Annotated in this window: 22 protein-coding genes; 10 read left to right on the top strand and 12 right to left on the bottom strand. The window is 69.7% G+C overall.

Annotation, left to right across the window (positions count from 1 at the left end; translation table 11 throughout):
• Window positions 1-166: 166 nt before the first annotated feature.
• The 9 genes from ACZ7MG_RS07680 (at window position 167) to ACZ7MG_RS07640 (ending at window position 7197) form a co-directional block, all read left to right on the top strand.
• Window positions 167-490 (top strand): TadE/TadG family type IV pilus assembly protein, encoded by a 324-nt coding sequence (locus tag ACZ7MG_RS07680; protein ID WP_471388298.1) that lies wholly within the window; start codon window positions 167-169, stop codon window positions 488-490.
• Window positions 491-564: 74 nt separating this feature from the next.
• Window positions 565-1905, top strand: coding sequence for a CpaF family protein (locus tag ACZ7MG_RS07675; RefSeq protein WP_471387942.1), 1341 nt, complete (start codon window positions 565-567; stop codon window positions 1903-1905).
• A gap of 16 nt (window positions 1906-1921) precedes the next feature.
• Entirely contained in the window at window positions 1922-2962 is a 1041-nt protein-coding gene (locus tag ACZ7MG_RS07670) for a type II secretion system F family protein (protein WP_471387940.1), read from the top strand.
• A 51-nt stretch (window positions 2963-3013) separates the two neighbouring features.
• Window positions 3014-3925 (top strand): DUF5936 domain-containing protein, encoded by a 912-nt coding sequence (locus ACZ7MG_RS07665; protein ID WP_471387938.1) that lies wholly within the window; start codon window positions 3014-3016, stop codon window positions 3923-3925.
• Window positions 3925-5019 (top strand): response regulator, encoded by a 1095-nt coding sequence (locus ACZ7MG_RS07660; protein WP_471387935.1) that lies wholly within the window; start codon window positions 3925-3927, stop codon window positions 5017-5019. Before ACZ7MG_RS07665 ends, ACZ7MG_RS07660 begins: the two co-directional genes overlap by 1 nt.
• Window positions 5020-5124: 105 nt before the next feature.
• The gene (locus ACZ7MG_RS07655; RefSeq protein ID WP_471388296.1) at window positions 5125-5331 is read left to right on the top strand and encodes a hypothetical protein; all 207 of its coding nucleotides are present in this window, start codon (window positions 5125-5127) and stop codon (window positions 5329-5331) included.
• Window positions 5328-5942: a pilus assembly protein TadG-related protein gene (locus ACZ7MG_RS07650; RefSeq protein ID WP_471388294.1), complete on the top strand. Its 615-nt coding sequence runs from the start codon at window positions 5328-5330 to the stop codon at window positions 5940-5942. Before ACZ7MG_RS07655 ends, ACZ7MG_RS07650 begins: the two co-directional genes overlap by 4 nt.
• Window positions 5943-5957: 15 nt before the next feature.
• Window positions 5958-6557, top strand: coding sequence for a hypothetical protein (locus tag ACZ7MG_RS07645; RefSeq protein WP_471387932.1), 600 nt, complete (start codon window positions 5958-5960; stop codon window positions 6555-6557).
• Window positions 6558-6564: 7 nt separating this feature from the next.
• Window positions 6565-7197 (top strand): OmpA family protein, encoded by a 633-nt coding sequence (locus tag ACZ7MG_RS07640; RefSeq protein ID WP_471388291.1) that lies wholly within the window; start codon window positions 6565-6567, stop codon window positions 7195-7197.
• Window positions 7198-7215: 18 nt separating this feature from the next.
• Here ACZ7MG_RS07640 and ACZ7MG_RS07635 read toward each other — a convergent pair whose 3' ends face one another.
• From ACZ7MG_RS07635 to ACZ7MG_RS07595, 9 genes are all read right to left on the bottom strand, one after another.
• Window positions 7216-8673, bottom strand: a complete 1458-nt coding sequence (locus tag ACZ7MG_RS07635) for an AI-2E family transporter (RefSeq protein WP_471388288.1) — start codon at window positions 8671-8673, stop codon at window positions 7216-7218.
• Window positions 8674-8848: 175 nt separating this feature from the next.
• Entirely contained in the window at window positions 8849-9553 is a 705-nt protein-coding gene (locus ACZ7MG_RS07630; protein WP_471387929.1) for an aggregation-promoting factor C-terminal-like domain-containing protein, read from the bottom strand.
• 405 nt (window positions 9554-9958) lie between these two features.
• Window positions 9959-11284 (bottom strand): PhoH family protein, encoded by a 1326-nt coding sequence (locus tag ACZ7MG_RS07625; protein WP_471387926.1) that lies wholly within the window; start codon window positions 11282-11284, stop codon window positions 9959-9961.
• Window positions 11285-11610: 326 nt separating this feature from the next.
• Complete coding sequence (locus ACZ7MG_RS07620; protein ID WP_471387923.1) at window positions 11611-12384, bottom strand: isoprenyl transferase; 774 nt, start codon at window positions 12382-12384, stop codon at window positions 11611-11613.
• Between the two features lie 652 nt (window positions 12385-13036).
• Entirely contained in the window at window positions 13037-13834 is a 798-nt protein-coding gene (locus ACZ7MG_RS07615; RefSeq protein WP_471387920.1) for a class I SAM-dependent methyltransferase, read from the bottom strand.
• A 162-nt stretch (window positions 13835-13996) separates the two neighbouring features.
• Window positions 13997-14530, bottom strand: a complete 534-nt coding sequence (ahpD, locus tag ACZ7MG_RS07610; RefSeq protein WP_471387917.1) for an alkylhydroperoxidase, AhpD family — start codon at window positions 14528-14530, stop codon at window positions 13997-13999.
• Window positions 14531-14648: 118 nt separating this feature from the next.
• Window positions 14649-17003: an ABC transporter permease gene (locus tag ACZ7MG_RS07605; RefSeq protein WP_471387914.1), complete on the bottom strand. Its 2355-nt coding sequence runs from the start codon at window positions 17001-17003 to the stop codon at window positions 14649-14651.
• On the bottom strand, window positions 17000-17686 hold the full coding sequence (locus ACZ7MG_RS07600; protein WP_471387911.1) for an ABC transporter ATP-binding protein: 687 nt from the start codon (window positions 17684-17686) through the stop codon (window positions 17000-17002). Before ACZ7MG_RS07600 ends, ACZ7MG_RS07605 begins: the two co-directional genes overlap by 4 nt.
• A complete protein-coding gene (locus ACZ7MG_RS07595) occupies window positions 17686-18210 on the bottom strand; it encodes a PadR family transcriptional regulator (RefSeq protein ID WP_257566873.1) in 525 nt (174 codons plus the stop codon). Before ACZ7MG_RS07595 ends, ACZ7MG_RS07600 begins: the two co-directional genes overlap by 1 nt.
• 346 nt (window positions 18211-18556) lie before the next feature.
• On the opposite strand from ACZ7MG_RS07595, the gene ACZ7MG_RS07590 reads away from it, so the two are divergent.
• Entirely contained in the window at window positions 18557-20947 is a 2391-nt protein-coding gene (locus ACZ7MG_RS07590; protein WP_471387907.1) for a transglycosylase domain-containing protein, read from the top strand.
• Window positions 20948-21067: 120 nt separating this feature from the next.
• On the opposite strand, the gene ACZ7MG_RS07585 is transcribed toward ACZ7MG_RS07590, so the two are convergent.
• From ACZ7MG_RS07585 to ACZ7MG_RS07575, 3 genes are all read right to left on the bottom strand, one after another.
• Window positions 21068-23188, bottom strand: coding sequence for an ATP-binding SpoIIE family protein phosphatase (locus ACZ7MG_RS07585; protein ID WP_471387904.1), 2121 nt, complete (start codon window positions 23186-23188; stop codon window positions 21068-21070).
• A gap of 355 nt (window positions 23189-23543) precedes the next feature.
• Window positions 23544-24236 carry a cytidylyl-2-hydroxypropylphosphonate hydrolase gene (gene fomD / locus ACZ7MG_RS07580; protein WP_471387901.1) on the bottom strand — a complete coding sequence of 231 codons (693 nt, stop codon included), beginning with the start codon at window positions 24234-24236 and terminating at the stop codon, window positions 23544-23546.
• A gap of 125 nt (window positions 24237-24361) precedes the next feature.
• The gene (locus tag ACZ7MG_RS07575) at window positions 24362-25747 is read right to left on the bottom strand and encodes a class II fumarate hydratase (RefSeq protein ID WP_471387898.1); all 1386 of its coding nucleotides are present in this window, start codon (window positions 25745-25747) and stop codon (window positions 24362-24364) included.
• Window positions 25748-25842 lie beyond the last annotated feature (95 nt).

Here is a 25842-nt window from a genome sequence, read left to right as displayed (position 1 = left end):
GAGGTTGGCGCGTCAACTCGCCCCGCTTCCCAGCCAACCGATTCCGCGCCGTTCCGAGGACGGACACCCCCCGACACGCCCCCGACCCACCCACCGACCCCCAGGCGCCCAAGCCCCCACGACGAACCGACGAAACCCCCACCGCTGGAACGACCGAGGCACCTCCATCCTGGAGTTCGCCGGCTTCCTCCCGATCCTCCTCCTCGTAGGCATGGCCGCGATCCAACTGGGACTCATCGGCTACGGCATCAGCCAGGCCGGCTCAGCCGCCCGAGCCGCGGCCCGAGCCGAATCCCTGGAACCCGGCACAGGCGCAGCCGCAGGCGTAGCCGCGGCGAGCGGATGGCTGAACCCCACCCCCGCACTCGACGGCACCGGCACCGACACCACCACCTACACGGTCACCGTCACCGTCCCCTCGATCGTCCCCCTCCTCGACCCGGTCACCGTCGAACGCACCGCCACCATGCCCAACGACACGGACAACTGACCCCCGACCCGAACCCCCAACCCACGCCCCCCCGGCCCCCCAACCCCCACCCCCCGAGAGGAGCTGACCAGAAGATGAGCCTGCGATCCCGAATCGCCGCCCCCGACGAGGGAGGAACCGGACGCGAGGACGGACACCTCGTGGCCGTCTACCGCGCCAAGCTCCTCGAAGAGATCGACCTCGCCGAGATGTCGACCCTCACCGCGGCCGACCGCCGAGCCCGCCTCGAACGCGTCCTGGGCCACATCATCAGCCGAGAGGGCCCGGTCCTCTCCTCCGCCGAACGCTCCCAACTGATCCGCAGAGTCGTGGACGAGGCCCTCGGCCTGGGCGTCCTGGAACCCCTCCTCGCGGACGCCTCCGTCACCGAGATCATGGTCAACGGCCCGGACTCGATCTTCGTAGAGCGAGGAGGCCGCGTAGAACAACTCCCCCTACGCTTCGCCTCCACCGACCAACTCATGCAGACCATCGAACGCATCGTCTCCACGGTCAACCGCCGGGTCGACGAGTCGAACCCCATGGTCGACGCCCGTCTCCCCACCGGCGAACGCGTCAACGTGATCATCCCCCCACTCGCCCTCACCGGCCCCACCCTCACGATCCGCCGCTTCCCCCGCGCCTACACCCTCCCCGAACTCATCGACCTCGGCTCCCTCGACGAGCAGATGCTGATGCTCCTCGCGGCCTTCGTCCGCGCCCGCTTCAACGTCATCGTCAGCGGCGGCACCGGCACCGGAAAGACAACGCTCCTCAACGCCCTCTCCGGCCTGATCCCACCCCGCGAACGCATCATCACCATCGAGGACTCCGCCGAACTCCAGCTCCAGCAGGACCACGTCATCCGCCTCGAATCGCGGCCCCCCAACATCGAGGGCAAGGGCCAGATCACCATCCGCGACCTGGTCCGCAACTCCCTCCGCATGCGCCCCGACCGCATCATCGTCGGCGAGGTCCGCGGCGGCGAGACCCTGGACATGCTCCAGGCCATGTCGACCGGCCACGACGGCTCCCTCGCCACGGTCCACGCCAACTCCGCCGAGGACGCCCTCATGAGGCTCCAGACCCTCGGCTCGATGTCCGAGGTCCTGATCCCCTTCGAGGCCCTCAAGGACCAGATCAACTCGGCGGTGGACGTGGTCGTCCAGCTCACCCGCTTCGCCGACGGCTCCCGCAAGATCACCGAGATCGCCCTGCTCGTCTCGCACGGCCGCGAACAGTTCCGTATCGCCACGGTCTCCCGCTACGCCCCGGACCCCCTCGGCGCCGACCGCGTCGTCCACGGCCGCTTCGAACACCTGCCGATACCCCGCCCCGTCGCGGAGAAGCTGTACGTGGCCAACGAGCCCCTGCCGCCCGCGTACGGCGTATCGGAGGCGATCGACCCGCTGAACACCCGCCAGGCCATCGGATAGCCCGAGGAGGTAGGACATGACAACCCTGTCGATCCAGTCGACCTACTCGACCCTGTCGACCCGGGCGGCCCAGACATCCACGGACCGGGGCCTGAACCTGGACCTGGACTTGGACAACACCACCCTCCTGGCCCTCGGCGCCACGATCCTCTGCGGCACCCTCGCCGTCGCGGGCGCACACGCGTACGCCTCCGGCCGCGCCCAGCGCCAGGCCTTGGTCGACCGCCTCGCGGGCCACCAGGGCGGCCCCCTGCGCACGGCGGCCGGCCGCGTACGCCGCTTCACGGCCGTCGACCGCCGCCTGCGCCGCACCCGCCTGGGCCGCGCGATCCACCTCCGCCTGACCACGACCGGACTGGACCTCACGGCGGGGGAGTTCGCCACCTACGTCACCATGCTCGTCGCCGCCCTGTGGCTGATCGCGGCGACCACCCTGGCCCCGTTCTTCGGCCCGATCGCGGCAGCCGTGGGCATCTGGGCGGCGGCCATCTTCCTCAACTGGCAGCGCCAGAAACGCATCGAGGCCTTCATCAACCAACTCCCGGACGTGGCCCGCCTCCTCGCCAACGCCACCGCCGCCGGCCTCGCCCTCCGTACGGCACTGGCGATGGCGGCGGAGGAACTGGAGGCCCCGGCGGGCGAGGAACTGGCCCGGGTAGCGGACCAACTGGCGCTCGGCCGCTCGGTGGACGACGCCCTCGGCGAACTCGCCGAACGCCTGCCTTCCCGCGAACTGGTCGTCCTCGTCACCACCCTCGTGCTCTCCAACAAGGCGGGCGGCACGGTGGTCAGCTCCCTCCGCAACCTCACCCAGACCCTGGAGGACCGGAAGGAGACCCGCCGCGAGGTGCGCACGATGCTCTCCGAGGTCAACGCGACGGCCTTCACCGTCCCCCTCCTCGGCCTCGGCTCCCTCCTCCTCATCAACTCCTCGAACGACGGCGCCCTGGCCCGGGTGACCGGCTCCCCCCTCGGCCAGGCCCTGGTCCTGATCTCGATCGGCCTCTACACGGTCGGCTTCTTCGTCATCCGCCGCCTCGGCAAGATCGAAGTATGAGAGGGCCACGGTGACAGACATGACGACGACGAGAAGGGCCCGGTGACAGACATGACGACATCGACGCCCTCCTTCCTCCCCCTGCTCCTGGCCCTCCTGACGGCGATCTCCGTGGCGGGCGTCCTCCTCGGCATCCGCATGATCCGCGCCGAGGCGAAACTCCCCAGCGATCTGGCGCTGGCCCTGGAGGTGGGCGCCACCCGCGTCTCCAAGACCGGCTCGGCCGTCGACCGCCTGGGCATGCGCTTCGCGCCCCTCGTGCTGCGCCTGATGGGCCCGCGCCGGGTCGAGGCCAAACGCCGCCGGATCGACATGGCGGGCAACCCCGGCGGCCTCACCCTCAACCGCTACGCCGCCCGCCGCGCCGTCTACGGCTTCTTCGGCGCGTTCATGGGCCTGGTCTTCCTCACCAGCGACCGCCCCCTGTTCGCCGCGTTCACCATCGCCTTCGGCCTGCTCGCCGCCGACGCGGCGATCTGGCAGGCCATCCGCGACCGCAAGGACGTCATCGACCGCACCCTGCCGGACTTCCTGGACGTCCTCGCGGTCGTGGTCTCGGCGGGCCTGGGCTTCCGTCAGGCGCTGGACCGGGTCGCGGAGAAGTACGAGGGCCCCTGGGCGGACGAACTCCGCATCACCCTCCGCCAGATGGACATGGGCGTCAGCCGCCGCCAGGCCTTCGACGAACTCCGCAGACGCAACACGTCCGAACAGGTCGCCCAGTTCGTCTCGGCACTCCAACAGGGCGAGGAACTGGGCTCCCCCATCGCGGAAACCCTCATCCAGCTCGCCGCCGACATGCGCCGCACCGACGCCCAGAACGCCCGCCGCCGCGCCGCCCGCACCATCCCCAAGGCCACCCTGGTCACCCTGATCTTCATGCTCCCCGCCACGATGATCCTCATCGCGACAGGCATGTTCCTGGGCTCAGGCACCAACTTCGGCGACATCCTGGGCCGCTGATGAACACCCGGCCCTCCTGGCACACCCACCCCACCGACACGGCCACCCAGGCCCTCTGCGAAGCCATGACGAGCCTGGCCGTCGCGGAGGCCGTGCAGTCGGAACGCGCCCGCCTGGCCCGCGAACTCCACGACTCCGTGGTGACGACCCTGCACGGTCTGGCCCTCGCCGCCGAAGCCCTTGCGACCGAAGCCCTTGCGACCAAGGCGAACCACGCCACCCCCGACCCCACACATCTCGGACAACAGGCCACCCTCGTCGCCTCTGCGGCCCGCCGAGCCGTCGCCGACTGCCGAGACCTCCTCACGGACCTACGCCGCCCCACGGACGACAGGAGGCCGCACATGCCTGACCGGCCCCTCCGCGTACTCGTCGCGGACGACAACCCGGTGGTCCGCGCCGGCCTCACGGCTCTCCTCGACACGCACCCCGACATCACCGTGGTCGCCCAGGCCACGAACGGCGAGGAGGCGGTGCGCGCGGCCCGCCACCACCACCCGGACATCGCCCTCCTCGACGTCCGCATGCCCGGCACGGACGGCCTCACCGCCCTCCCCGAACTGGCCGCGCTCTGCCCCGTGATGATGCTGACGTACAGCACGGAACCCGAGGTCGTGACGGAGGCGCTGCGCCGGGGCGCGGCCGGTTATCTGGTCCACGGCGAGTTCACGGCCCCGGAACTGATAGCGGCGGTACGGAACTTGCGGGAGGGACATCGCCCCCTCTCCCAGTCTGTCTCAACTTCACTCGGCGTTTCCTACAAACCTTCACACGAAAGTCACGACCCTACTTCGCAGGTGCAACCATCTATGGCACAGTCGTCAAAGACCCGCCCCACGTTCGCGTCCCGCCTGCACCGCCGCATCCTCAACCACGCCAACCGACCGTCCTTCGGCCTGAGTTCAAGGGAGGTGGAGGTGATGGACCTCATCGCGACCGGCATGAACAACCGTCAGATCGCCGCCACCTGCTTCATCAGCGAGAAGACCGTCAAGAACCACATCAACCACATCTTCGCGAAACTGCACACCTCAACCCGCAGCGAAGCCATAGCCCACTGGCTGGGCACAACCCCCGAGGGGTGGCCCCGATGACCCACCCTCCCACCGGAAGTTGGGCCCCCGGACCCACCCCCCGTACGGGCCGACTCACGTACGGTGATCCGGTTGGCGTCGGCATCGCGCGGGAAGGCAACCGCCATGAAGGTGAAGCACCGTTTCAAGACCTGGAGGACCACGGTCGTCTCCCGCATGCGCGGACACGACCGGGACGCGGGCGCGGGGTTCGTGGAATACGCGGGCATCATGATCATCGTCGCGGGCATCTTCGTGATGATCGACGGGCTGGGGCTGGACGGGCTGATCTCCCAGGCGATCCTGAACGCGGTGAAGAGCGTCATCGGCTGATCCGTGAGCTGGTCGGCGATCGGGGATCGACCCTCCCCCTCTACATCTGGCTGACGGCGATCCTGCTCTTCACGGCACTGGCCTTCTTCGTGTTCGCCCAGGCTGCATCCGCCCGCAACGGCGCTCAGTCGGCGGCGGACGCCGCGGCGTTGGCGGCTGCGCAGCAAGCGCGGGACGAACTGCTGCTGGACCTTGGCGACGCCATCGAGGCAGGCAACGGCGACTGGTTGGACTGGCTCGACCTGCCCGCAGGTGGAATCCCCGTGGCGGAGGCCGACGCCGCGGCCGCGGAACTGGCAGCCCAGAACAAGGCCACCGTCCAAGGCGGCGCCCAGCTCACCGAGGTGAACGGAGCCCCGGGCTTCCGGGTCAATGTCGTGACGGACTACACCGTGGGCGATTCGATCATCCCCGGCACCGAGGACATGACAGCCAAGGCCCAGGCGGTCGCTGTCATCCAGCCGCGCTGCGACTTCGACGTGAACACCAACCCCACGGACCCCGTCACCCTGGACTGCGACGGCGTACCCGTGGATATCGACCCCGGGAATTTCGATCCGGACGACCTTCCCGACGCGTCCGTGATGTTCTCTGTGTATCTGGCCGAGTGAGAGGAAGCCGTACCGATGAACCTTCGGCACACCATGAAGGGCCGCAGGGCAGTGACCGCGGTGGCGATCGCGACCGGGCTGCTCCTCACGGTGGCCGGTTGCGGCGGGGGAGGAGATGACGACAAGGCCTCGGACAAGGGCTCGTCGTCCACCCCGTCCGCCAAGGGAGACAACGGCGACGACCAGCAGGACACGCAAGAGCCCACCACCGCCTCGGTCTTGGCCGAGGTGAAGGGGGAGAACGGGCTGACGCTCACCGTGACATCGGCCCAGCGGGACGAGGGAGGGTTCGTCACCGTTGAGGGGACCGTCGTGAACAACACCGGCGAGGCTTGGGTGCCGGCGAGTTGGCTGGGCGATGAGAAGGAACTGGCCAAGAACGGGGCGTCCATCGCCGGTGCCAGCCTCGTCGACCAGACGGGCAAGAAGAAGTACCTCGTACTGCGGGACACCTCGGGCCGATGCCTCTGCACACAGTTCACCGGCGGCGTCGACGAGGGCGCGACAGCCCAATGGTTCGCCCAATTCCCCGCCCCCCCAGAATCCACCACCTCCGTAGACTTCCAGGTCGGCTCCATGCCCCCCGCCACGATCGAACTCTCCGAGGACGAGTGACGTGACGATGACTGTCCTCCCGCCAAAAACCACCGCGGCCCTCGCCCTCCTCGCCGCCCTCGCCCTCGCGCCCCCCGCCCAGGCCGCCGACGACCCCAGCGAACCCCCGGGTACGGTCACGACCTCCCCACCCCCGGAGGTGGACGCGAACAGCCCGGGCCTGAAGCTCGCCCAGGGAGCCACGCTCGCCCAGGCCAAGGTCCTGGACATCAAGTCGGTCGTGGAGGACCTGGGCGGCGAGGAACGCCGGGAGGACACCAACGAGAACGTCACGTTCGCCCTCCAGGCGGAGGTCCTCTTCCCGAAGAACAGCTCCAAACTCAACCCGCAGGCCCGCTCCCGCATCCAGACGATCGCGGAGGAGATCAAGAGGCAGAGCGCGGGCACGGTCCGCGTCTTCGGCTTCACGGACAACCTCGGCTCGTACGCCCACGGCCTGACCCTCTCCAAGCAGCGCGCGGAGGCCGTCCACGACCTCCTCGCAGGCGACCTGGGCGGCAACGTCACCTTCGAGGTACGCGGCTACAGCGAGGACTACCCCATCGCCGACAACTCCTCCGAAGAGGGCCGCAAGAAGAACCGCCGAGTGGAGGTCTCCTTCCCCCGCACCACGACGGACACGAACAGCGAACAAAGCTGACGCCACTGGCCACCGGGCCTACCGCACCTGACCCCGTTCCCGTTCCCGCTCCTTCTCGTCCGCGTACGCCCGCAACGACCCCACCACCGTGTTCGTGACCGCGACCAAGGGCACGGCCACCACCGCGCCCCCGATGCCCGCGATCATGCCACCGGCGGCGACGGCCAGGACCACGGCAAGGGGATGCACCCGTACGGCCCGTCCGAGGATGAACGGCTGGAGGATGTGCCCCTCGATCTGCTGGACGGCGAGCACCACGACCAGCGTCATGACGGCCGTGAACACGCCCTGCGTCACCAGCGCCACCACCACCGCGAGCGCGCCCGAGACGACCGCACCCACCAGCGGGATGAACGCGAACAGGAAGATGAACACGGCCAGCGGCACGGCCATCGGCACATCGAGGAAGTAGATCCCGAGGCCGATGAAGATCGCGTCGATCAACGCCACTATCACCGTGCCGCGCACATACGCCGTCAACGTCTGCCACGCGCGCGGCCCGGCCGCCGAGACCCCGGGCCGGGCCGCCGCCGGCACCAGCTTCAGCGTCCACTGCCAGATCCGCTTGCCGTCGTAGAGCAGGAACAGCGTGGAGAACATCGTCAGCAGGATGCCGGTGAGCGCCTCGACGATGACGGTCACCCCCTCCAGCCCCGCCGAGGTGATGGTGTCCGTGTTGTCGCTGATCGCCTCGCGGAGGTTCTTGGCGATGTCGTTGATCTGGTTCTCGGTGACATGGAACGGGCTGTCGAGCAGCCAGCGCTGCAACTCGTCGATGCCGTCCTGGATCTGGTCGGAGAGGTCGTCGACGTTCTCCATGACCTGCCAGGTGACGAACCAGCCGATCAGCCCCATGATGACAAAGCCGAGGATGGCGGTCAGCGCGGTGGCGAGGCCGCGCGGTACGCCGTACCGGGTCAGCCGGGCCACGGTCGGCTGGAGCAGCGCGGTGACGAGCAGCGCGGTGGTGAACGACAGCACCAGCAGCTGGACGGAGCTGATGATCCGCATCAACACCCAGACGGTGCCCGCGAGAACGAGCAGCCGCCACCCCGCCTCGGCCGCCACCCGCATCCCCCACGGCACCGCCGACGCGGGGTCAGGCCGGGCGTAGAGCACCGGGGCGGCGGCCGGCTGGTCCCGAGCACCGGCGGTGTCGCCCTCATCGGCGGGGGAGCCCGAAGAGCCGCCCGCACCGCCTTCAGCGCCCGCGGCACCCCCGCTCCCGGTCTCGCCGACGCTCTCGGAACCGGCGTCAGAGACAGAACCAGCGCCAGAACCAGAACCAGCGCCAGGGCCGGAGCCACCGGCGCCGCCGTCGTCCCGCCCGCCGCCCGAGCCGCCACGCGAGCTGTCGCCCGACCCGCCGGGCTCCGCCCCCTCCGACTCGATCTCCGCCCGCCGCCGCTCCAACCGCTCGCCCCACCCGCTCAGTCCGGCGCCGATCCGGCCGAGCCATCCGGGCACCCGCGACATCATCCGACCTCTTCCCCCGTCGCCCCTGCTGGTCACCACTCCTCCCGGAGGCCGCGATTGCTCTCGGCGGCTCCGACCGTACATGCCCGAAGCCCCCCACCCAAGGACGGTGGAGGGCTTCGGAAGGTTGAGACGGTTGAGCGGCCGAGTGGTGGGCACTCGGCGGTGAACCGGACTAGTACCAGTGGTTGGCCTGCCAGAAGGACCAGGCCTCGCACGGGCTGCCGTAGCGCGATTCCATGTAGTTGAGGCCCCACTTGATCTGCGTGGCCGGGTTGGTCTGCCAGTCGGAACCGGCGGACGACATCTTGGAGCCGGGCAGCGCCTGGAAGAGACCATAGGCACCCGAGGAGGGGTTCACGGCCTTGTAGTTCCAGGTGGACTCGTGGTTCACGATGTTGCTGAAGCACGTCCACTGGTCGCTGGCCACGACCGCCTTCGCCATCGCCTGGATCTCGGCGACGGTGTACGAACTCTGGGTGGGGATGTCACCGAGCGAACCCGCGGCTTCGGACTTGGCCTCGGCTTCCGCCGCCGCCGCTTCCTTCGCCTTGCGCTCCTGCTCGGCCTTCTCCGCCTGCTTCTGCTTGTCGATCGCGTCCCGGGCCGCCTTCTTACGGGCGGACTCCTCGGCGTCCTTACGGGCGCTCGCGTCGGCGGCGATGGCCTGGGCGTCGGCCTGAGCAGTCAGGGACGCGGTCTGTACCTGGGCCTGCTGGCCCACGGGTATGTCGGCGAGCAACGTGGTGTCGTTCGCGACCGCCTCGGCGTCGTCAGTGGTCTGGGCGGTGCTGCCCGAGGCAACTCCGACGACACTGCCGACTGCGGTGACCGCGGTGGCCGAGGCCACTGCGAATCCCCGGACCGAAATCCGGCTCACACGGGTTCCTTCCAGCATCGCCCGCCTCGGTGACCCTGGCGGACGCAATCGTGCCCCTGACGCTGGCCTCCCAACTGCGGGGTCACGGAGGCACGGGCCCGGTGGGCAACTCCCTTGCGGGGAGCGCCGCGTGGTGCTCGGGCGGCATACGACAACGCTATGGAGTTGACCTGGTGTCGCTGTGGTTCCGTACCGCTGGGGGTACAGGTGTGTCGTATGCGGGGCCTGACAGAAATGAGACTCTGCCGTAACCCGACACCGCGAGGCAATTCAGTGGTGAGTGTGAAAGCTCACACCTCGTTTGACGCGAGAGATTCAAGGAAAGCCGCACGCGCCAAGGCGCCGCCCGGCTAGGCTGCTGAGCCTTTTGCCGGGCGGCGCCCCGAGGTTGGCGCTGGGGTCGGGTTAAATCTGGCCGTCCTCCAGCATTTCGGTCACAAGGGCCGCGATCTGGGACCGTTCGGACCTCGTCAACGTGACGTGGGCGAAGAGCGGATGACCCTTCAGCTTCTCGACCACGGCGACGACACCGTCGTAGCGACCGACCCGCAGATTGTCGCGCTGGGCCACGTCATGGGTGAGAACCACCCGTGAGTTCGCGCCGATGCGGGACAACACGGTCAGCAGGACGTTCCGCTCCAGTGACTGCGCCTCGTCCACGATCACGAACGCGTCATGGAGCGAGCGTCCGCGGATGTGGGTGAGCGGCAGGACCTCGAGCATCCCGCGGGCGGTGACCTCCTCGATGACCTCACGGCTGGTGACCGCGGAGAGGGTGTCGAAGACCGCCTGCGCCCAGGGGCTCATCTTCTCGGACTCGGAGCCCGGCAGATAGCCCAGCTCCTGCCCGCCGACCGCGTACAGCGGACGGAAGACCATCACCTTCTGGTGCTGGCGCCGTTCGAGGACGGCCTCCAGACCCGCGCAGAGCGCGAGCGCCGACTTGCCGGTGCCGGCCCGGCCGCCCATCGACAGGATGCCGACGTCCGGGTCGAGCAGCAGATCCAGCGCGATGCGCTGCTCCGCGCTGCGGCCCTTGATGCCGAACGCCTCCCGGTCGCCCCGCACGAGGCGGATGTTCCCGTCGGGCGTCACCCGGCCGAGGGCCTTGCCGCGCTCCGACTGGATGGTCAGACCGGTGTGCACGGGCATCGTGCTCGCCTCGGGGACGTAGATCGTCCCTTCCTCGAACAGGATGTCGACCTGCTCGCCCGGCAGGGTCAGCTCGGACATCCCGGTCCACCCGGAGGCGTCCGTGATGGCCAGCTCCGCGCGGTACTCCTCGGCGAGGAGGCCCACGGAGGACGCCTTGATCCTGAGCGGGAGGTCCTTCGACACCACGGTGACGTCGAATCCCTCGGCCTGCAGATTGCGGGCGACCGCCAGGATGCGGGAGTCGTTGTCCCCCAGGCGGTAGCCGCTCGGCAGCACGCTGGGATCCGAGTGATTGAGCTCGACCCTCACGGTCCCGCCGAGTTCCCCGATCGGGATGGGGGCGTCGAGGCGGCCGTGCCGGACCCGGAACTCGTCGAGCAGACGCAGGGCCTGCCGGGCGAAGTAGCCGAGTTCGGGATGGTGCCTCTTGGCCTCCAGCTCCGTCACCACGACGATCGGCAGCACGACTTCGTGCTCGTCGAAGCGGCTCAAAGCGTTCGGGTCGGCCAGCAGGACGCTGGTGTCGAGGACGTAGGTGCGCCGGTCTGGCATACGGCGCTTTGTGCTGGTCACCACGGAAGGACGTACCCCCTCGGATGAGGTCGGGGAGCGACGGGTTCGAACTGGGCCGGTCGTCGGCGCCGTTGCACGGGCCGGTGACCGGCCCTCCGCTGCTTCGTCCGTGCTGTGACCGCACGATCGGGCTGGTGCAAAGGGCCTCCCGGGCGGACGGCCCCGAGCCGCCCGCTGAGATCCGACACCCGTGGTTCGGGTGTCGACCTGACTGGCTTATGCCCTCGAACATGCGCCGCCATGCCAAGCGGTACGACGGCGTCCCGGTGAACTCCTCGTTACTTCTGTCCCGATGGGGGCGATGCACACCTCACCCGAAATACGGAGTTTCAGCCTCCGTAACGACGGTGTCGCACCGCGTAGTCGCGCATCGCGCGCAGGAAATCGACCTTTCGGAAGGCCGGCCAGAAGACGTCGCAGAAGTAGTACTCGGAGTGGGCGGTCTGCCAGAGCATGAATCCGGACAGCCGCTGCTCACCGCTCGTGCGGATCACCAGATCCGGGTCGGGCTGGTCGACGGTGTAGAGATGCCGGCCGATCATGTCGATGTCGACGGACTCGGCGAGCTCCTCCATCGAGGTGCCCTTGTCCTGTGCCTCCAGGAGCATGGAGCGCACCGCGTCGGCGATCTCCTGGCGTCCGCCGTACCCGATGGCGACGTTGACCAGTATCCCGTCGACGTCCGCGGTGGACTCCTCGGCCTCCTTGAGCGCGCTCTGCATCCCGGGGGACAGCAGGTCCATCGCCCCTACGTGGTGCACCCGCCAGCGGCCGTCGGCGGCGAGGGAGCGGACGGTGTCCTCGATGATCCCCAGCAGCGGGACGAGTTCTTCCTTGGGCCGGTTGAAGTTGTCCGTGGAGAGCAGCCAGAGCGTGACGACCTTCACGTCCGTCTCCGTGCACCAGCCGAGGAACTCCTCGATCTTCTGGGCGCCGGCCTGGTGGCCCTCCATGGTGGTGGAGCCCGCCGCCTTCGCCCAGCGCCGACTGCCGTCCACGATGACGCCGATGTGCTTGGGCACCTGGGCGTGGTCGAGGTGACCCTCGACCCTGCGTGCGTAGACCCTGACCAGCAGGGAGCGCAGTGTGTCGCGCAGGTTCACGTGTTCCAGCCCCTCCGATGCGGTGGCAGTCCCCTTGGTTGGCAGAGCCTACCGGGGCTGGAGGCCAACTCCGCCAAGGGGTGTACGGGGTTGGGGCGGCCCCGGGGCCGAGCGGGCGGCCTTCTCCGGAGCCGCCGACCGGCTTCCGGACGGCCGACTTCCGGGCAGAAAAAACGGGCCGGTCCGTGGGGGGGAGACGGACCGGCCCGAGGGGGGGTTTCCACCATAACCCTTCGTGAGTGATGCTGCGTGCATCGGCGTGCCACAACTACTCTCCGGAGCCGGACGACAGCGTGGCGGTGAGTGCGGAAGCGTTCATTCAGGGTGTGATCGAGGGGTGATCATGGCCGAATCCCGGCGGATTCCAAGGAGGAATGAAGGAATCCAGGATGGAATACGGGGTTTGCGCATTCTTGTGCGACTTCCGAGGAGATACGGCTCCACGCCCCCGTGTGGGTGATGCCCGACCGGAACGCGCCCTTGACGCCCCCGAGCCGGCACGCGGCTTCGCGCAGCCCCCTCCACTGCGCGACGCCGCCCCGCGCAGCTTTGCTCACGCGAATTACCTTGGTCCGAACCTACGCGAGTAGACCCGCAGAAGCCAAGCCGAAGCCGATAACGATGTGGACACCCACAACACGCCGTCCAGGCCTCAGTGCCCGCCCGGCCTGCGCACCTCGAAGAGCTGCCGCGCACTGTGCGCGACGAAGGGGCCCTCGTTCACGATGCGCGCATGCAGCGAACGAAGCTGCGGCAGATATGCCTCGACAGTGAAGCCGGGCACCATCCAGACGACCTTCTTCAGGAAGTGCACGACGGCGGCGATGTCGTAGAACTCCATGCGCAGGCGTTCGGCCCGTAGATCCACGACCTCCAGTCCGGCGGCCTCGGCGTCGGCGCGCTCGCGGTCCGGGTGCCGGCCGCTGCGGGTCTCCTCCGGCAGCGGCCCGGTGAAGTGCTCGATCAGCTCGAAGACACTGCTCGGCCCGACGTGCTGGGCGAAGTAGGTGCCGCCGGGCGTGAGCACCCGGGCGATCTCCTGCCAGTGGGCCCGCACCGGATGCCTGCTGGTGACCAGGTCGAACACCGCGTCCCCGAACGGCAGCGGCGCGTCCTCCGGACTGGCCACCACCAACGCGCCCCGCGGCCGCAGCAGCGCCGTGGCCTTGGCGACGTTCGGTGGCCAGCCCTCCGTGGCGACGGTCACCGCAGGAAAGCGGGGCGCGGAGGCGAGCACTTCCCCACCGCCGGTCTGGATGTCCAGCGCCACCGAGGCCCGCCCCAGCCGTTCCGCCATCCCCCGCGCGTACCCCCACGAAGGCCGAGCCTCCGTGGCCCGCCCCTCGAACCACGAGAAGTCCCACCCCTCGGTGGGCACGGCGTCCCCTTCGGCGACGAGCGCTTCGAAGGTGGGGGAGGGGAGAGTGGAGTGCGGAGGACGGGAGGCCATGGAGGGATCTTCCCCGGAACTGGCGGAGGCCGGCGAGTGGTTTTCCGGCGCCCAGGCGTTCCGGCGGCCTGGACGGCAGTGGGCGCAGCCCCTGCCGTCCAGGGGCGCGGGGAACTGCGCGAGAAGCCCCACCGGACCCGCGGCCGCCCCCTACCCCTCGCCCTACTCGGAGAGAATCGCCTCCGCCTCCAACGTGACCCCCACCGCCTCCACCACCGAAGCGACCCGAAACGCCTCCTGCACGGTCTCCCGGCTCACGCCGGCCTCGCGGAGCACCCGCTCGTGCGAGTCGAGACACGCCCCGCACCCATTGACCGCGGAGACGGCGAACGCCCACAACTCGTAGTCGACCCGCGCGACCCCGGGATCACCGATCACCCGCGTCCGCAGCCCCGTCCGCAGCCCCCCGTACGCGTGGTCGGAGAGCAGATGCCGCGTACGGAAGAAGACGTTGCTCATCGCCATGACCGCCGCCGCGGCCTTCGCCGCCGTGTACGCCTCCGGCGACAACCGCGCCCTGGCCTCCGGCCCGAGCCCCCGCAGCACGATCGCCGAGCGCGAGGCGATCGCCGTCACCAGCACCGTCCCCCACAGCTGCTGTTCGGACAGAGAGGAGCCGCCGAGGACGGCGTCCAGATTGCGGCGGAGATCCTTGGCGTAGTCCGGAATCGCGGACCTCAAACTGTCGAGCGACATGGCGTCCTCACTCCCGGGCGGGCGCCGACGGGGTACGGGAACCAGTGTGGCCGGTGCCGCGGGAACATCCCGGCACCGGCCCACTCCCCACCCCGCCGAGGCACCCACCCGCGGCGGTCTACTCCGTACGCAACCCCTCGGGCCGCATCAGCCGCACCAGCGGCGGCATGCTCAGCGCCGTGACCAGGACGACGACGCCCGCGCCGATGCCGGTCATCGCCAGCACGCTCGGCCATGCCACACCCACCGGCATGTTCGTCATCCTCAGCAGGACCGCGCCCAGGGTCAGACCGACCGCGAGGGCGAGGACCAGGCCCAGCGTGATCGGGACGGCGGTCTGCCACAGCACGGACAGGCCGAGCGTGCGGCGCCGCGTGCCGAAGGCGACCAGCGCCGACAGCAGCTTCCGGCGCTCACGCAGCTGCTCCAGCTGGGAGACGAGGAGGCTCGCCCCGATCAGGACCAGCACGGCGGACGCGCCCACCAGCAGACCGGTACGGATGTCCGTGAACTCGTCGGCCCGCGTGGTCGAGTGCCACTCCCAGGTCCTGATGAGCGGGTCGATCGCCACGGCCGCGTTGCGCACCTCGTCGAGGGCGTTCGGAACCGTGGGGTCGGTCCGTACATAGACGGTGCTGTAGAGCGTGTCCTCCGCCTTGGCGGGCAGGGCGCTCGGGGTGGCCAGCAGCCCCACCGTGTCGGGCCGCAGCGAATCGGCGCGTTCGGTCACCTCGGGCAAGGTGGCCGGCAGCTTCCAGGCGAGTTCGGCGCCCCGCTCCTCGCCGTAGGACGCGTCGAAGTACAGCGTGTTCCCGGGGGTGGTGAGCCGCGTCGCGGCCGGGTCCCTCGGGTCGCTCAGGACGAAGACCTCGCCGTCGCGGCAGGAGGGGATCCGGGCGAGTTCGCGCAGCGCGGCGCAGTCGCCGACGGTCACCGACGCCCACTCCTCGGGCTCCTTGGCGGTGCCGGAGATCTCCGTGGAGGACAGCGCCGCGGTGGCCTGCGCGCCCTTGGCCCCCCTCAGCTCCTTGCCGGCGGCGCTCGCGGAGAGGTCGTCCGGCAGGCTCAGCTCCATCTGGGCCCGCGTGACGTCCTTCCCGGTCGACTTCGTGAACCTGCCCTCGACCCCGGCGAACAGCATCTGCAGGGCGATCGCGCCGGCCACCGCCACCGCGATGCCGTTGACCATGCGTGCCGCCGAGCCGCTGCTCAACTGGAGCCTGCGGACGGCCAGTTGCCAGGAGACGGCGCCGGAGCCCAGCCGGGCGACGAACGCCTCGACGACCCACGGCAGCAGCGCGGTGATGCCGAAGAGCAGCAGGACGACACCGCCGGTCACCATGTACTCGTTGAACGCCCCGTTCTCCGAGCCCTGGCCGACCATCGGGTAGAGCAGGGCGAGACCGCCGACCGGCAGCAGCAGCCGCCACCAGAGCCTGCGGCGCGTGGGCTTGGCCGTACGGACCACCCCGAGCGGTTCGATGACGACGCCGCGCAGCGCGAACAGGGTGACGAGGACGGCGGCGGCCGGCACCGCGACGGCCACCAGCAGCGCGAGGCCGGGGGAGGGGTCGAGATAGCTCGGGAACACACTGACGTCGAGCACCTCGACCGAACCGGCGATCTCCCGGCCGAGCAGGAAGAACCCGGTGCCGAAGACCAGCCCCAGCACGGCGCCCGCCAGCGCCTCGCCCGCCGCGATCCGGCGGGTCATCCGCCCGTCGGAGCCGACCAGCCGCAGCGCCGCCAGCCTGCGGTCCCGCCGCTCGCCGCCGAACCGTACGGCCGTGGCGATGAAGACGGCCACCGGCATCAGCAGCACCACGAAGACGACCAGCGTGAGCAGCACCAGGATCGGGTCCATCTCCTCCTCGGGCTGGTCGGCGGTGGCGAACCCGAACGCGTCGATCCGGTACACCACCGCGTCGTCGAGCCGCGCGGCCAGTCCGTCGGCGCCCGCGTAGTAGGCGAGTTCACCCGGGCCGATCAGCCCCTCCTCGCCGACGCCGCCCACCGTCTCGTACGGCAGCCGGTCGCGGAGCAGCTTCCCGGCGTCGGACTTCAGCAGCTCGGCGAGGGCGGGGGAGACGACCATCTCGCCCGGCGCGGGGAACTTCCCGACGCCCGGCGGCAGCGGCGCGTCCGCCCCCTCGGCTTCGAGGAGCCGTCCGCGTATCTCCTGATACCGGTACTCGGTGTCGGTGTCGGCGACGATCAGGCTCTTGTCGGTCGGCTTGGACGCGGAGTTGTTCTCGAAGTAGCCGACGCCCTGGTCCTGTCGGGCCTCCTCCCGGGCGTCCCGGGTCGCGAGCGCGCTCGGTACGGCCGCGGTGAGCAGCAGCAGCGCCACCCCGAGGCCGACACCGACCGCGGTGAGCAGCGCCCGCACCCAGCCCTCACGGCCCCCGGTGAAGGTGAACCGCACCCCCATCGCCAGGTCCCGGTACCACTGGTGGACCACGGCCGAGTTCATACGACGCGCTCCATGTCCCGCGACTTGCCGTCCCGTACGACGATCTCGCGGTCCGAGTACGCGGCGACCCGCGCCTCGTGCGTGACCAGGACGACGGCGGCGTTGGTGGACCGGGCGGCCTCGGTGAGCAGCTCCATCACGCGCTCGCCGTTGAGCGAGTCGAGCGCGCCGGTGGGCTCGTCCGCGAACAGCACCCGGGGGTTGGTGACCAGGGCGCGGGCCACGGCGACCCGCTGGCCCTGGCCGCCGGAGACCTCACCGGGACGCTTGCGCGCGAGGTCGTCGACCTCCAGGCGCTCCATCCAGGCGAGGGCGGTCTTCTCGGCCTCCTTGCGGGAGCCGCCGTTCAGCCGCAGCGGCAGCGCCACGTTCTCCACACAGGTCAGCTCGGGCACCAGCTGGCCGAACTGGAAGACGAACCCGAACTCGCTGCGTCGGAGCGCGCTGCGCTGGGCGTCGTTCATGGTGGCCATCTCCCGGCCGTTGTACGTGATCGAGCCCGAGTCGGGCGGCACGATCCCGGCGAGGCAGTGCAGCAGCGTCGACTTGCCGGAGCCGGAGGGGCCCATCACCGCGACGACCTCGCCGGGGTGGATGGAGAACTCGGCACCGTCCAGCGCGGTGGTCGGACCGTACGCCTTGCGCAGATCGGTCGCGACGAGCAGGGAGCCGGCGGGGGTCATCACCGGACCACCGCCTCGGCCAGCTTGCCCAGTCGGGCGGCGGTCAGCTCCAGCCATCGCAGATCGGCCTCCAGATGGAACAGGGCGTGGTCGCAGATCAGCTGATCGGCCAGGTCGCCCTTGCGCTTGCGGTCGGTGAGGATGCGCATCATGCGCAGGTGCTCGGAACGCTGGGTGTCGAGGATGTCGGCCGCGTTGCGGTCGGTGAGCAGGGCGAGGACGACCTTCGTGTAGAGGGTCGACTGCAGATATGGCTCGGGCTTCTCGGGTGTCGCGAGCCACCGCTGGACATCCGTGATGCCGGCCTCGGTGATCGCGTACCGCTTGCGCTCGGGGCCGCCGCCGGGCTCGATGCCGTCGACCTCGACGAGGCCGTTCTTCAGCAGCCGCGACATCGTCGAGTAGACCTGGCCGTAGTGCAGCGGCCTGTCATGACCGAACTTCTCGTCGAAGGCCCGCTTCAGGTCGTAACCGTGTCGGGGCCCGGACTCCAGGAGTCCCAGGAGGGTGTGACCGATGGACATGAGCACGACTGTACACAGGAGGTATACACGGCACGTATACCTACCGTGTATAGGTCGTCCCCGGGTCTGGAAGGGGCCCAGGTCAGAGCCGATTGTCACGGTTCTGTCACCGACCACGGCGGCCGCTCGACACCAACTCGTGGGTCTGGTGGGGCAACCATCGGTCCTGCTGGAACGTCCGTTCCGGTGGGATGAGTTCTCTGAGGCGCGCGCTTCGCGTGCGCTTTGTCACGCCACCACAAGGCGGACCGACTCCCTCTTGTCATAGTCCTCGGTGTTAGCTTGCTGAGCTGACAAGACCCGAGTGACGTATGAGACCGAGCAGAATGCGGAGCGGACCGGAGCCATGGGACGAGCGGATGAGAGACGAGCGCGGCAGCGCGGCGGTCGCCGCGCGGCGCCCAAGCGCTCGTCGGGGAGCGAAGCAGGATCGACGACCACCGTCATAGGCGCGCCCGAGACGGGCGGCCAGAGCGGTGGCCGGGCGGCAGCCCGCGCGGCGGCCAAGGGCGGCGGCAAGAAGCCACAGCAGAAGAGCTTCCTGCGCCGCCTCTTCACGTGGAAGAAGATCCTCGGCGCGTTCTTGGGTGTCTGCCTGCTCGGCATGGGCGCCTTCATCGTGCTCTACCTGATGATCGACATACCCAAGGGGGGGAACCCCGAGGCGACTCAGGAGAGCAACGTCTACCGGTACTCCAACGGCAAGATCTTCGCCCGCACCGGCGACACCAACCGGGAGATCGTCGAACTCGACAAGGTCCCCAAAGACGTCCAGATGACCTTCGTCGCCGCCGAGAACAAGACCTTCTTCAACGATCCCGGCGTCGACTTCAAGGGCATGGCGCGCGGTGTCATCAACACCCTCTCCGGCAAGGGCAAGCAGGGCGGCTCGACCATCACCCAGCAGTACGTCAAGAACTACTACCTGACGTCCGACCAGACGGTGACCCGCAAGCTCAACGAGCTGGTCATCTCCCTGAAGCTGGAGCGCGAGGAGTCCAAGGACTACATCCTCGCGGGCTACATCAACACCAGCTTCTACGGCCGCACCGCCTGGGGCATCCAAGCCGCCGCCCAGGCCTACTACGGCGTCGACGCCAAGGACCTCAGCGTCGAGCAGGGCGCTTACCTCGCCGCGCTGCTCCAGGCCCCCAGCCAGTACGACCTGTCCACCGCCACCGAGACCGGCAGGAAGCTGGTCACCGCGCGCTGGAACTACGTGCTGGACAACATGGTCGAGATGGGGGTGCTGAAGGCCTCGGAGCGAGCGGAAATGAAGCTCCCCAAGCCGAAGGAGCCCGCGGCCGCCCCCGACCTGGAGGGCCAGAACGGTTACCTCGTCGTGGCCGCCAAGGACCAGCTGGCCCGGCAGCTCGTGACCGACGGCGCCGCGGACGACGTCGAGGACGCCAAGACGAAGATCGACGCGGGTGGCTGGAACATCACGCTCAACATCAACCCGAAGAAGCAGGCCGCGCTGGAGAAGGCCGTCAAGGACCGTCTCACCAGCAAGCTGGAGCCGAAGAAGCGCAAGGTCGACAAGTACATCCAGGCCGGCGCCGTCTCCGTGGACCCGAAGACGGGCAAGGTCGTCGCCATGTACGGCGGCGTCGACTACGTGAAGCACTTCACGAACAACGCCACCCGCCGGGACTACCAGCCCGCCTCGACCTTCAAGCCGGTCATCCTCGCCGCGGCGATCGACGGGGAGGCCGAGACCCAGGACGGCGACCCGATCACCGCCAGCACGGTCTACGACGGTGACAGCCGGCACAAGGTCACGGACGACGGCACCGCGGTCGGCTTCGCCCCGCCCAACGAGGACGACGTCGACTACGGCGACGTCACCGTGCAGGGCGCCATGAACAAGTCCATCAACTCCGTCTTCGCGCAGATGGGCGTCGACGTGGGCATGGAGAAGGTCATGGAGGTCGCCGGGAAGCTCGGCATGGACACCGAGGGTATGGAGGCGGTCCCCGCCCAGACCCTGGGCTCCATGGGCGCCAGCCCGCTGGAGATGGCCGGCATCTACGCAACCCTCGACAACCACGGCAAGAAGGTCACCCCGACCATCCTCGCCTCGGCCACGCACCGGGACGGCGAGGTCGAGTTCCCCGAGCCGATCGGCGAGCAGGTCATCAGCAAGGAGGCCGCCGACACGGTCACCTCGGTCCTCACCGGTGTGGTCGACGACGGTACGGCGAAGACGTCCGTCCGCGACAACCCGTCCCGCAACGGCCAGCAGGTCGCCGGCAAGACGGGTACCTCCGACGAGAACCGCTCCGCCTGGTTCACCGGCTACACGCCGAACCTCGTGACCTCCGTCGGCCTCTTCGGCGAGGACATGAGCAAGAACGGCAAGCACGTCTCGATGTACAACGCGGTCGGCGTGCCCCGGGTCAACGGCGGTGGCTTCCCCGCCCAGATCTGGGCCACCTACACCTTCGGTGTGATGGGCAAGACCACCAAGTTCGAGCTGGACACCAAGCAGGGCGCCGCCGTCGCGCCCACGGAGTCCCCGACCCCCTCGGAAACCCCGTCCGAGACCCCGTCGGAGACCCCCACCAGCGAGGAACCGACCACCGAGGCCCCGACGACCCCGGAGACGACCCCGGAAACAACTCCGGAGACGACCCCCGAGGAAACCCCGACGACGACCCCGGAGGAAACCCCGTCGGACGACGACGGCGGCATCGAGTTCCCGACAGACCCGAACGACCCACAGGCGGACGACTAGCGCAGCCGACAAAAGCGAAGGGCGCCCGGTGAATTCACCGGGCGCCCTTCGCTTTTGTCTTTTGCCTTCAAGGGGCGCGGGGAACTGCGCGACCAGCCACGACGATCCCGCAGTCGACGCTCAAGCCTGATTCAGCTCGAACCACACAACCTTCCCCGCACTCAACCGAGTAGCCCCCCACCGCTTCGCCAGCCGATTGACCAGGTAGAGCCCACGGCCCCCCTCATCCGTCGCCCGCGCCTGCCGAAGCCGAGGCAGCTGCGGCACGTCATCGGTGACTTCGCACCGCAGCACATCGGTCCGCAGCAACCGCAGGGTCACCGGCCGCGTCGCATACCGCACCGCGTTGGTGACGACCTCACTGATGAGCAGCTCGACCGAGTCGGTCAGCTCCTCAAGCCCCCAGCGGGACAGGGCGTGCCGGGCCAGCCGACGCGCCCGCCCCGGAGCCATCTCCTCCGGTTCCAGGAACCAGTACGCGACATCGCTGGGAGCGATCCCATCGAACCGCGCGGCAAGAAGCGCGATGTCGTCGTCACGGTCCCCCGGACCGAGCATGTCGAGGACCTCGTCGCACAGCGCCTCCAGCGGCGGCGGATGATCCGGCCCGGTCAACTGCGCGGTCGCGGCCAGCTTCTCCCGCAACTGCTCTATCCCGGTCCACACATCCCGCAGCCGCGACTCCACGAGCCCGTCGGTGTACAGCAGCAGCGTGCCCCCGGCCGGCGCGTCCAGCTCGACCGCCTCGAAGTCCACCCCGCCCACACCGATCGGCGCGCCCGGCGGCACCCGCAGCACCTCGGCACGGCCGCCGAGATGCAGCAGCACCGGCGGCGGATGCCCGGCGTTGGCGATGGTGATCCGGTGCGAGACCGGGTCGTACACGGCGTACAGGCACGTAGCCATCCGGTCCGTACCGAGCCGCTGCGCCTGCTCGTCGAGGTGGTGCAGCACCTCCTGCGGAGGCAGATCCAGCCCTGCCAGCGTCTGCGCGGTGGTCCGCAGCTGCCCCATGATCGCGGCCGAGGTCATCGAATGACCCATCACATCGCCGACGACCAGGGCGACCCGGCTCCCCGGCAGGGGAATCGCGTCGTACCAGTCACCGCCGACCCGCGCGGTCTCGGCGGCCGGCAGATACCGGTGCGCGAGCCGTACGCCGGTGCACTTCGGGAGCGCCTCCGGCAGCATCGTGCGCTGCAGCTCGTCGGCGATGTACGCCTCGCGGCCGTACAGCACCGCCTTGTCGATGCCGAGCGCGCTGTGGGTGGCGAGCTGGGCGGCGACCAGCAGGTCGTCCTGCTCGAACGCCATCCGCTCCGGGCGGCGCAGGAAGACCGCCGCGCCGATCACCCGGCGCCGGCCGCGCAGCGGGGCGAGGATCGCCCGCTGGCCGGTCGGCACGGTCAACTCGGCGTCCGGCCCGAGCAGTTCCGGCAGCGCGTCGTGCGCGGCGGGCGCGTCCGCGAACACCGGCCGTACGCCCCGCAGCACCTCGGCGAGCGCGCCGCCGGGCCGTACCTCGCACTGCTCGGCGGTGACGACCGCCAGATCGGCCGGCTGCTCGGGCTGGAGCGCGGGCATGAAGCCGCTCTCGGTGTCCCGTTCCTCGGGGATCCGGTCGGTGCGCCGCAGCCGCAGCACCATGGGCCCGGTGGGCCGCTCGTCGCCGACCGGCAGCGGCTCGCGCAGATACACGAGGATCGCGTCCGAGAACGTCGGCACGGTGGCCCGGCACAGACCCATCACGATCTCGTCCAGGTCGATACCGCGGGCGATCCGCCGGGTCGCGGCGCCCACGAAGCGCAGCCGGTCGCCGTCGCGCCGCATGGGCATGGGGGCGCCCGGCGGCACACCCTGCCCGCCGCGCCGCTCCAGACCGCTCCCGGTCCCGCCGGAGCGGTCCGGGTCACCGCCGGGCTGCGCCGGGATGGTCTCCGGCGCGGGCCGCGGGCGGTGCGGGTCGGGCTCGGTGGCCGCCGGCTGGGAGTGCTCGGAGACCGCCGGCTGGGCGTGCTCCGAGGGTGCCTGTCCGGCTTGTCCGCTCTTCGCGCACGAGGCGGCGGTGCCCGGCTCGGCCGGGGCGTCACCCATGCGCGCCTGAGCCGGTAAGGCCGCGGCGGGCGTGGCTCGCATCGGCTCCTGGGTACGCAGGAGCGCCCCGCGGGGATCCGTGGGGCCGGCGCCGCTCTGAGGGCGCTCGTGGGAGGTGGGGTGCTCCGTCACGCGTGTCGAATCCATCCGTCCGGGACTGCGCGTCGTGTGCGCAGTGCGTCCCGCAAACCCGATACTTCGTCCCGCAGAAAGGCCGATACCCGGATTACGCGTCCTGTCACATGTCCCGGGAACGGAATTCCCGCGTGGTCAGAGGCAGTTCCTGTGCCACACACGGTACCGGCGGGCTCGCCGAACGACAGTACTGCCCGTCCGTCAGGCCGTCTCCGGCCTGTCCCGGTGTAACCCTCGTACCCCTTGATCACGTCTTGCCGCCCCTCGGTGACGTACGGTCAAGCCCTGCCCGAACTGCGGGAGTTGCCCCTGTGAACTATTGCGGAGGACGATCCTACGGTTGCGGACCGGGGGCGTATCAAGGGTCTCATGAGGACAAGTGCGCGGGCGTACGGTCCCAGTCGTCCGGGAGAGACGGTACTCCCCATGCGGGATTCGGGCGCCAGTGCTGCCAGCCGTCCGAGAACGGCGGGCCCCACGCGCGGATCACCTCCACCGCCAATCTGCCCGCCTCCCGCACCCGCTCGGCCGCCGAGGCGTCCATCAGACCGTCCTGCTGGGCCTGCGCGAACTCGTCCTCGTCGAGCCAGCTCCACGACCGGTCCGGGTACACGCAGATGTCCAGGAAGTGGTCCTCCGAGTCCATACCGCCGTCCCAACGGGCCAGCGGCGTCTCCAGGTTGACGTACCAGTTCTTGAAACGCCAACCCTGCTCCCAGAACAGCCACACCGACCAGGGCTCGCCCGGCCGCGCCAGCTTCAGCACTCCGGTACCGGACCACCGGCCGAGCCGCACTCCGCGCGGCTTCTTGTACCGGGAGTCCAGCGGCTCCGAGTTGAGCGAGCTGCCGTCCGCCAGCACGGGCCGTACGCACTCGGTGTCGGGCGCCAGCCAGACGGCCAGCAGATCCTCGTCGTCGCGTACGACCGTGACGGGGCGCGCGATATGGAAGCGTTCGCCGCCGTTCTCCCGGTAACGCCACAGGATCTGACTCCCCGGCTCCCAGAACGCCGTCGACCCGCTCGCTTCCACTCGTCTCACCACTCCGTCGTCTCCCATGCGCAGATATTAGGTGTCATGCGCATATGACGCTGCGGTACCGGTCACGGTTCACGCCTTGGCGGGAATCGGTTACCCGGGTGACACCCGCGGCGGCCGGAACTCGCCGTCCGCTCACGGCCGCGTCACGGCCGTGTCATCCGCAGGACATCCAGCGCCTCGTCGAGCTGCTCCAGGGTCAGATCGCCGCGCTCCACGTACCCGCTCTCCACGACGACCTCCCGGATGGTCTTCCGCTCGGCGAGCGCCTTCTTGGCCACCTTCGCGGCCTCCTCGTACCCGATGTACTTGTTGAGCGGGGTGACCACGGACGGCGAGGACTCGGCGTACTCACGGGCCCGTTCCCGGTGGGCGACGATGCCGTCCACGGTCCGGTCGGCGAGCAGCCGCGAGACGTTGGCGAGCAGCCGCACGGACTCCAGGACGTTCTTGGCGATGACCGGCAGCATGACATTGAGCTCGAAATTGCCGGAGGCGCCGGCCGTGGTGACCGTCACGTCGTTCCCCGTGACCTGCGCGGCGACCATCAGCACGGCCTCCGGGATCACCGGGTTGACCTTGCCGGGCATGATCGACGAGCCCGGCTGGAGATCGGGAAGGCTGATCTCCGCGAGACCGGTCCGCGGCCCCGACGCCATCCACCGCAGATCGTTGGCGATCTTGGTGAGGGAGACGGCGATCGTCCGGAGCTGCCCGGACGTCTCCACGATCCCGTCCCGCGCGCCCTGCGCCTCGAAGTGGTCCCGCGCCTCGGTCAGCGGCAGCCCGGTGGCCCGCGCGACCTCCGCGATGACGGCGGCGGAGAACCCGGGCGGCGTGTTGATGCCGGTGCCCACGGCCGTGCCGCCCAGGGGGAGTTCGGCGAGCCGGGGAAGCGACGCCTCCAGCCGCTCGATCCCGTACCGCACCTGCGCCGCGTACCCGCCGAACTCCTGGCCGAGAGTGACCGGTGTGGCGTCCATGAGATGCGTACGGCCGGACTTCACCACGTCCGCGAACTCCACCGACTTACGGGTGAGCGCGTCGGCGAGATGCTCCAGGGCCGGGATCAGATCACGCGTCACGGCGGCGGTGGCGGCGATGTGGAGGGAGGACGGGAAGACGTCGTTGGACGACTGGGACGCGTTCACGTGGTCATTCGGATGCACATCGCGCCCGAGCCGCTCGCTCGCCAGGGTGGCGACCACCTCGTTGGTGTTCATGTTCGACGAGGTCCCGGACCCGGTCTGGAACACGTCCACCGGGAAGTGCGCGTCCCAGCGCCCCTCGGCGACCTCCTCGGCCGCCTCCCGGATCGCCTCGGCGATGTCCTTGTCGAGCACGCCCAGTTCGGCGTTCACCTTCGCGGCGGCGCCCTTGATCCGGGCCAGGGCCTCGATGTGGGCGCGCTCGATGTGCTGCCCCGAGACGGGGAAGTTCTCCACCGCCCGCTGTGTCTGGGCCCGCCACTTGGCGTCCACCGGCACGCGGACCTCGCCCATGGAGTCGTGTTCGACGCGGTAGTCACTCATACCGGGTACAGCGTCCCGGCCCGCCGTGATGTTCCCGGCGATAGGCCATGAGGGTGTCCCGGTCAGCCCGTCCGGCGTGTGCGGACGAGGCCGTT

Source organism: Streptomyces sp. NPDC107538 (genome assembly GCF_055657445.1).
Note: the sequence above shows the minus strand (reverse complement) of the source record. Positions and strands in the feature narration are given on the sequence as shown.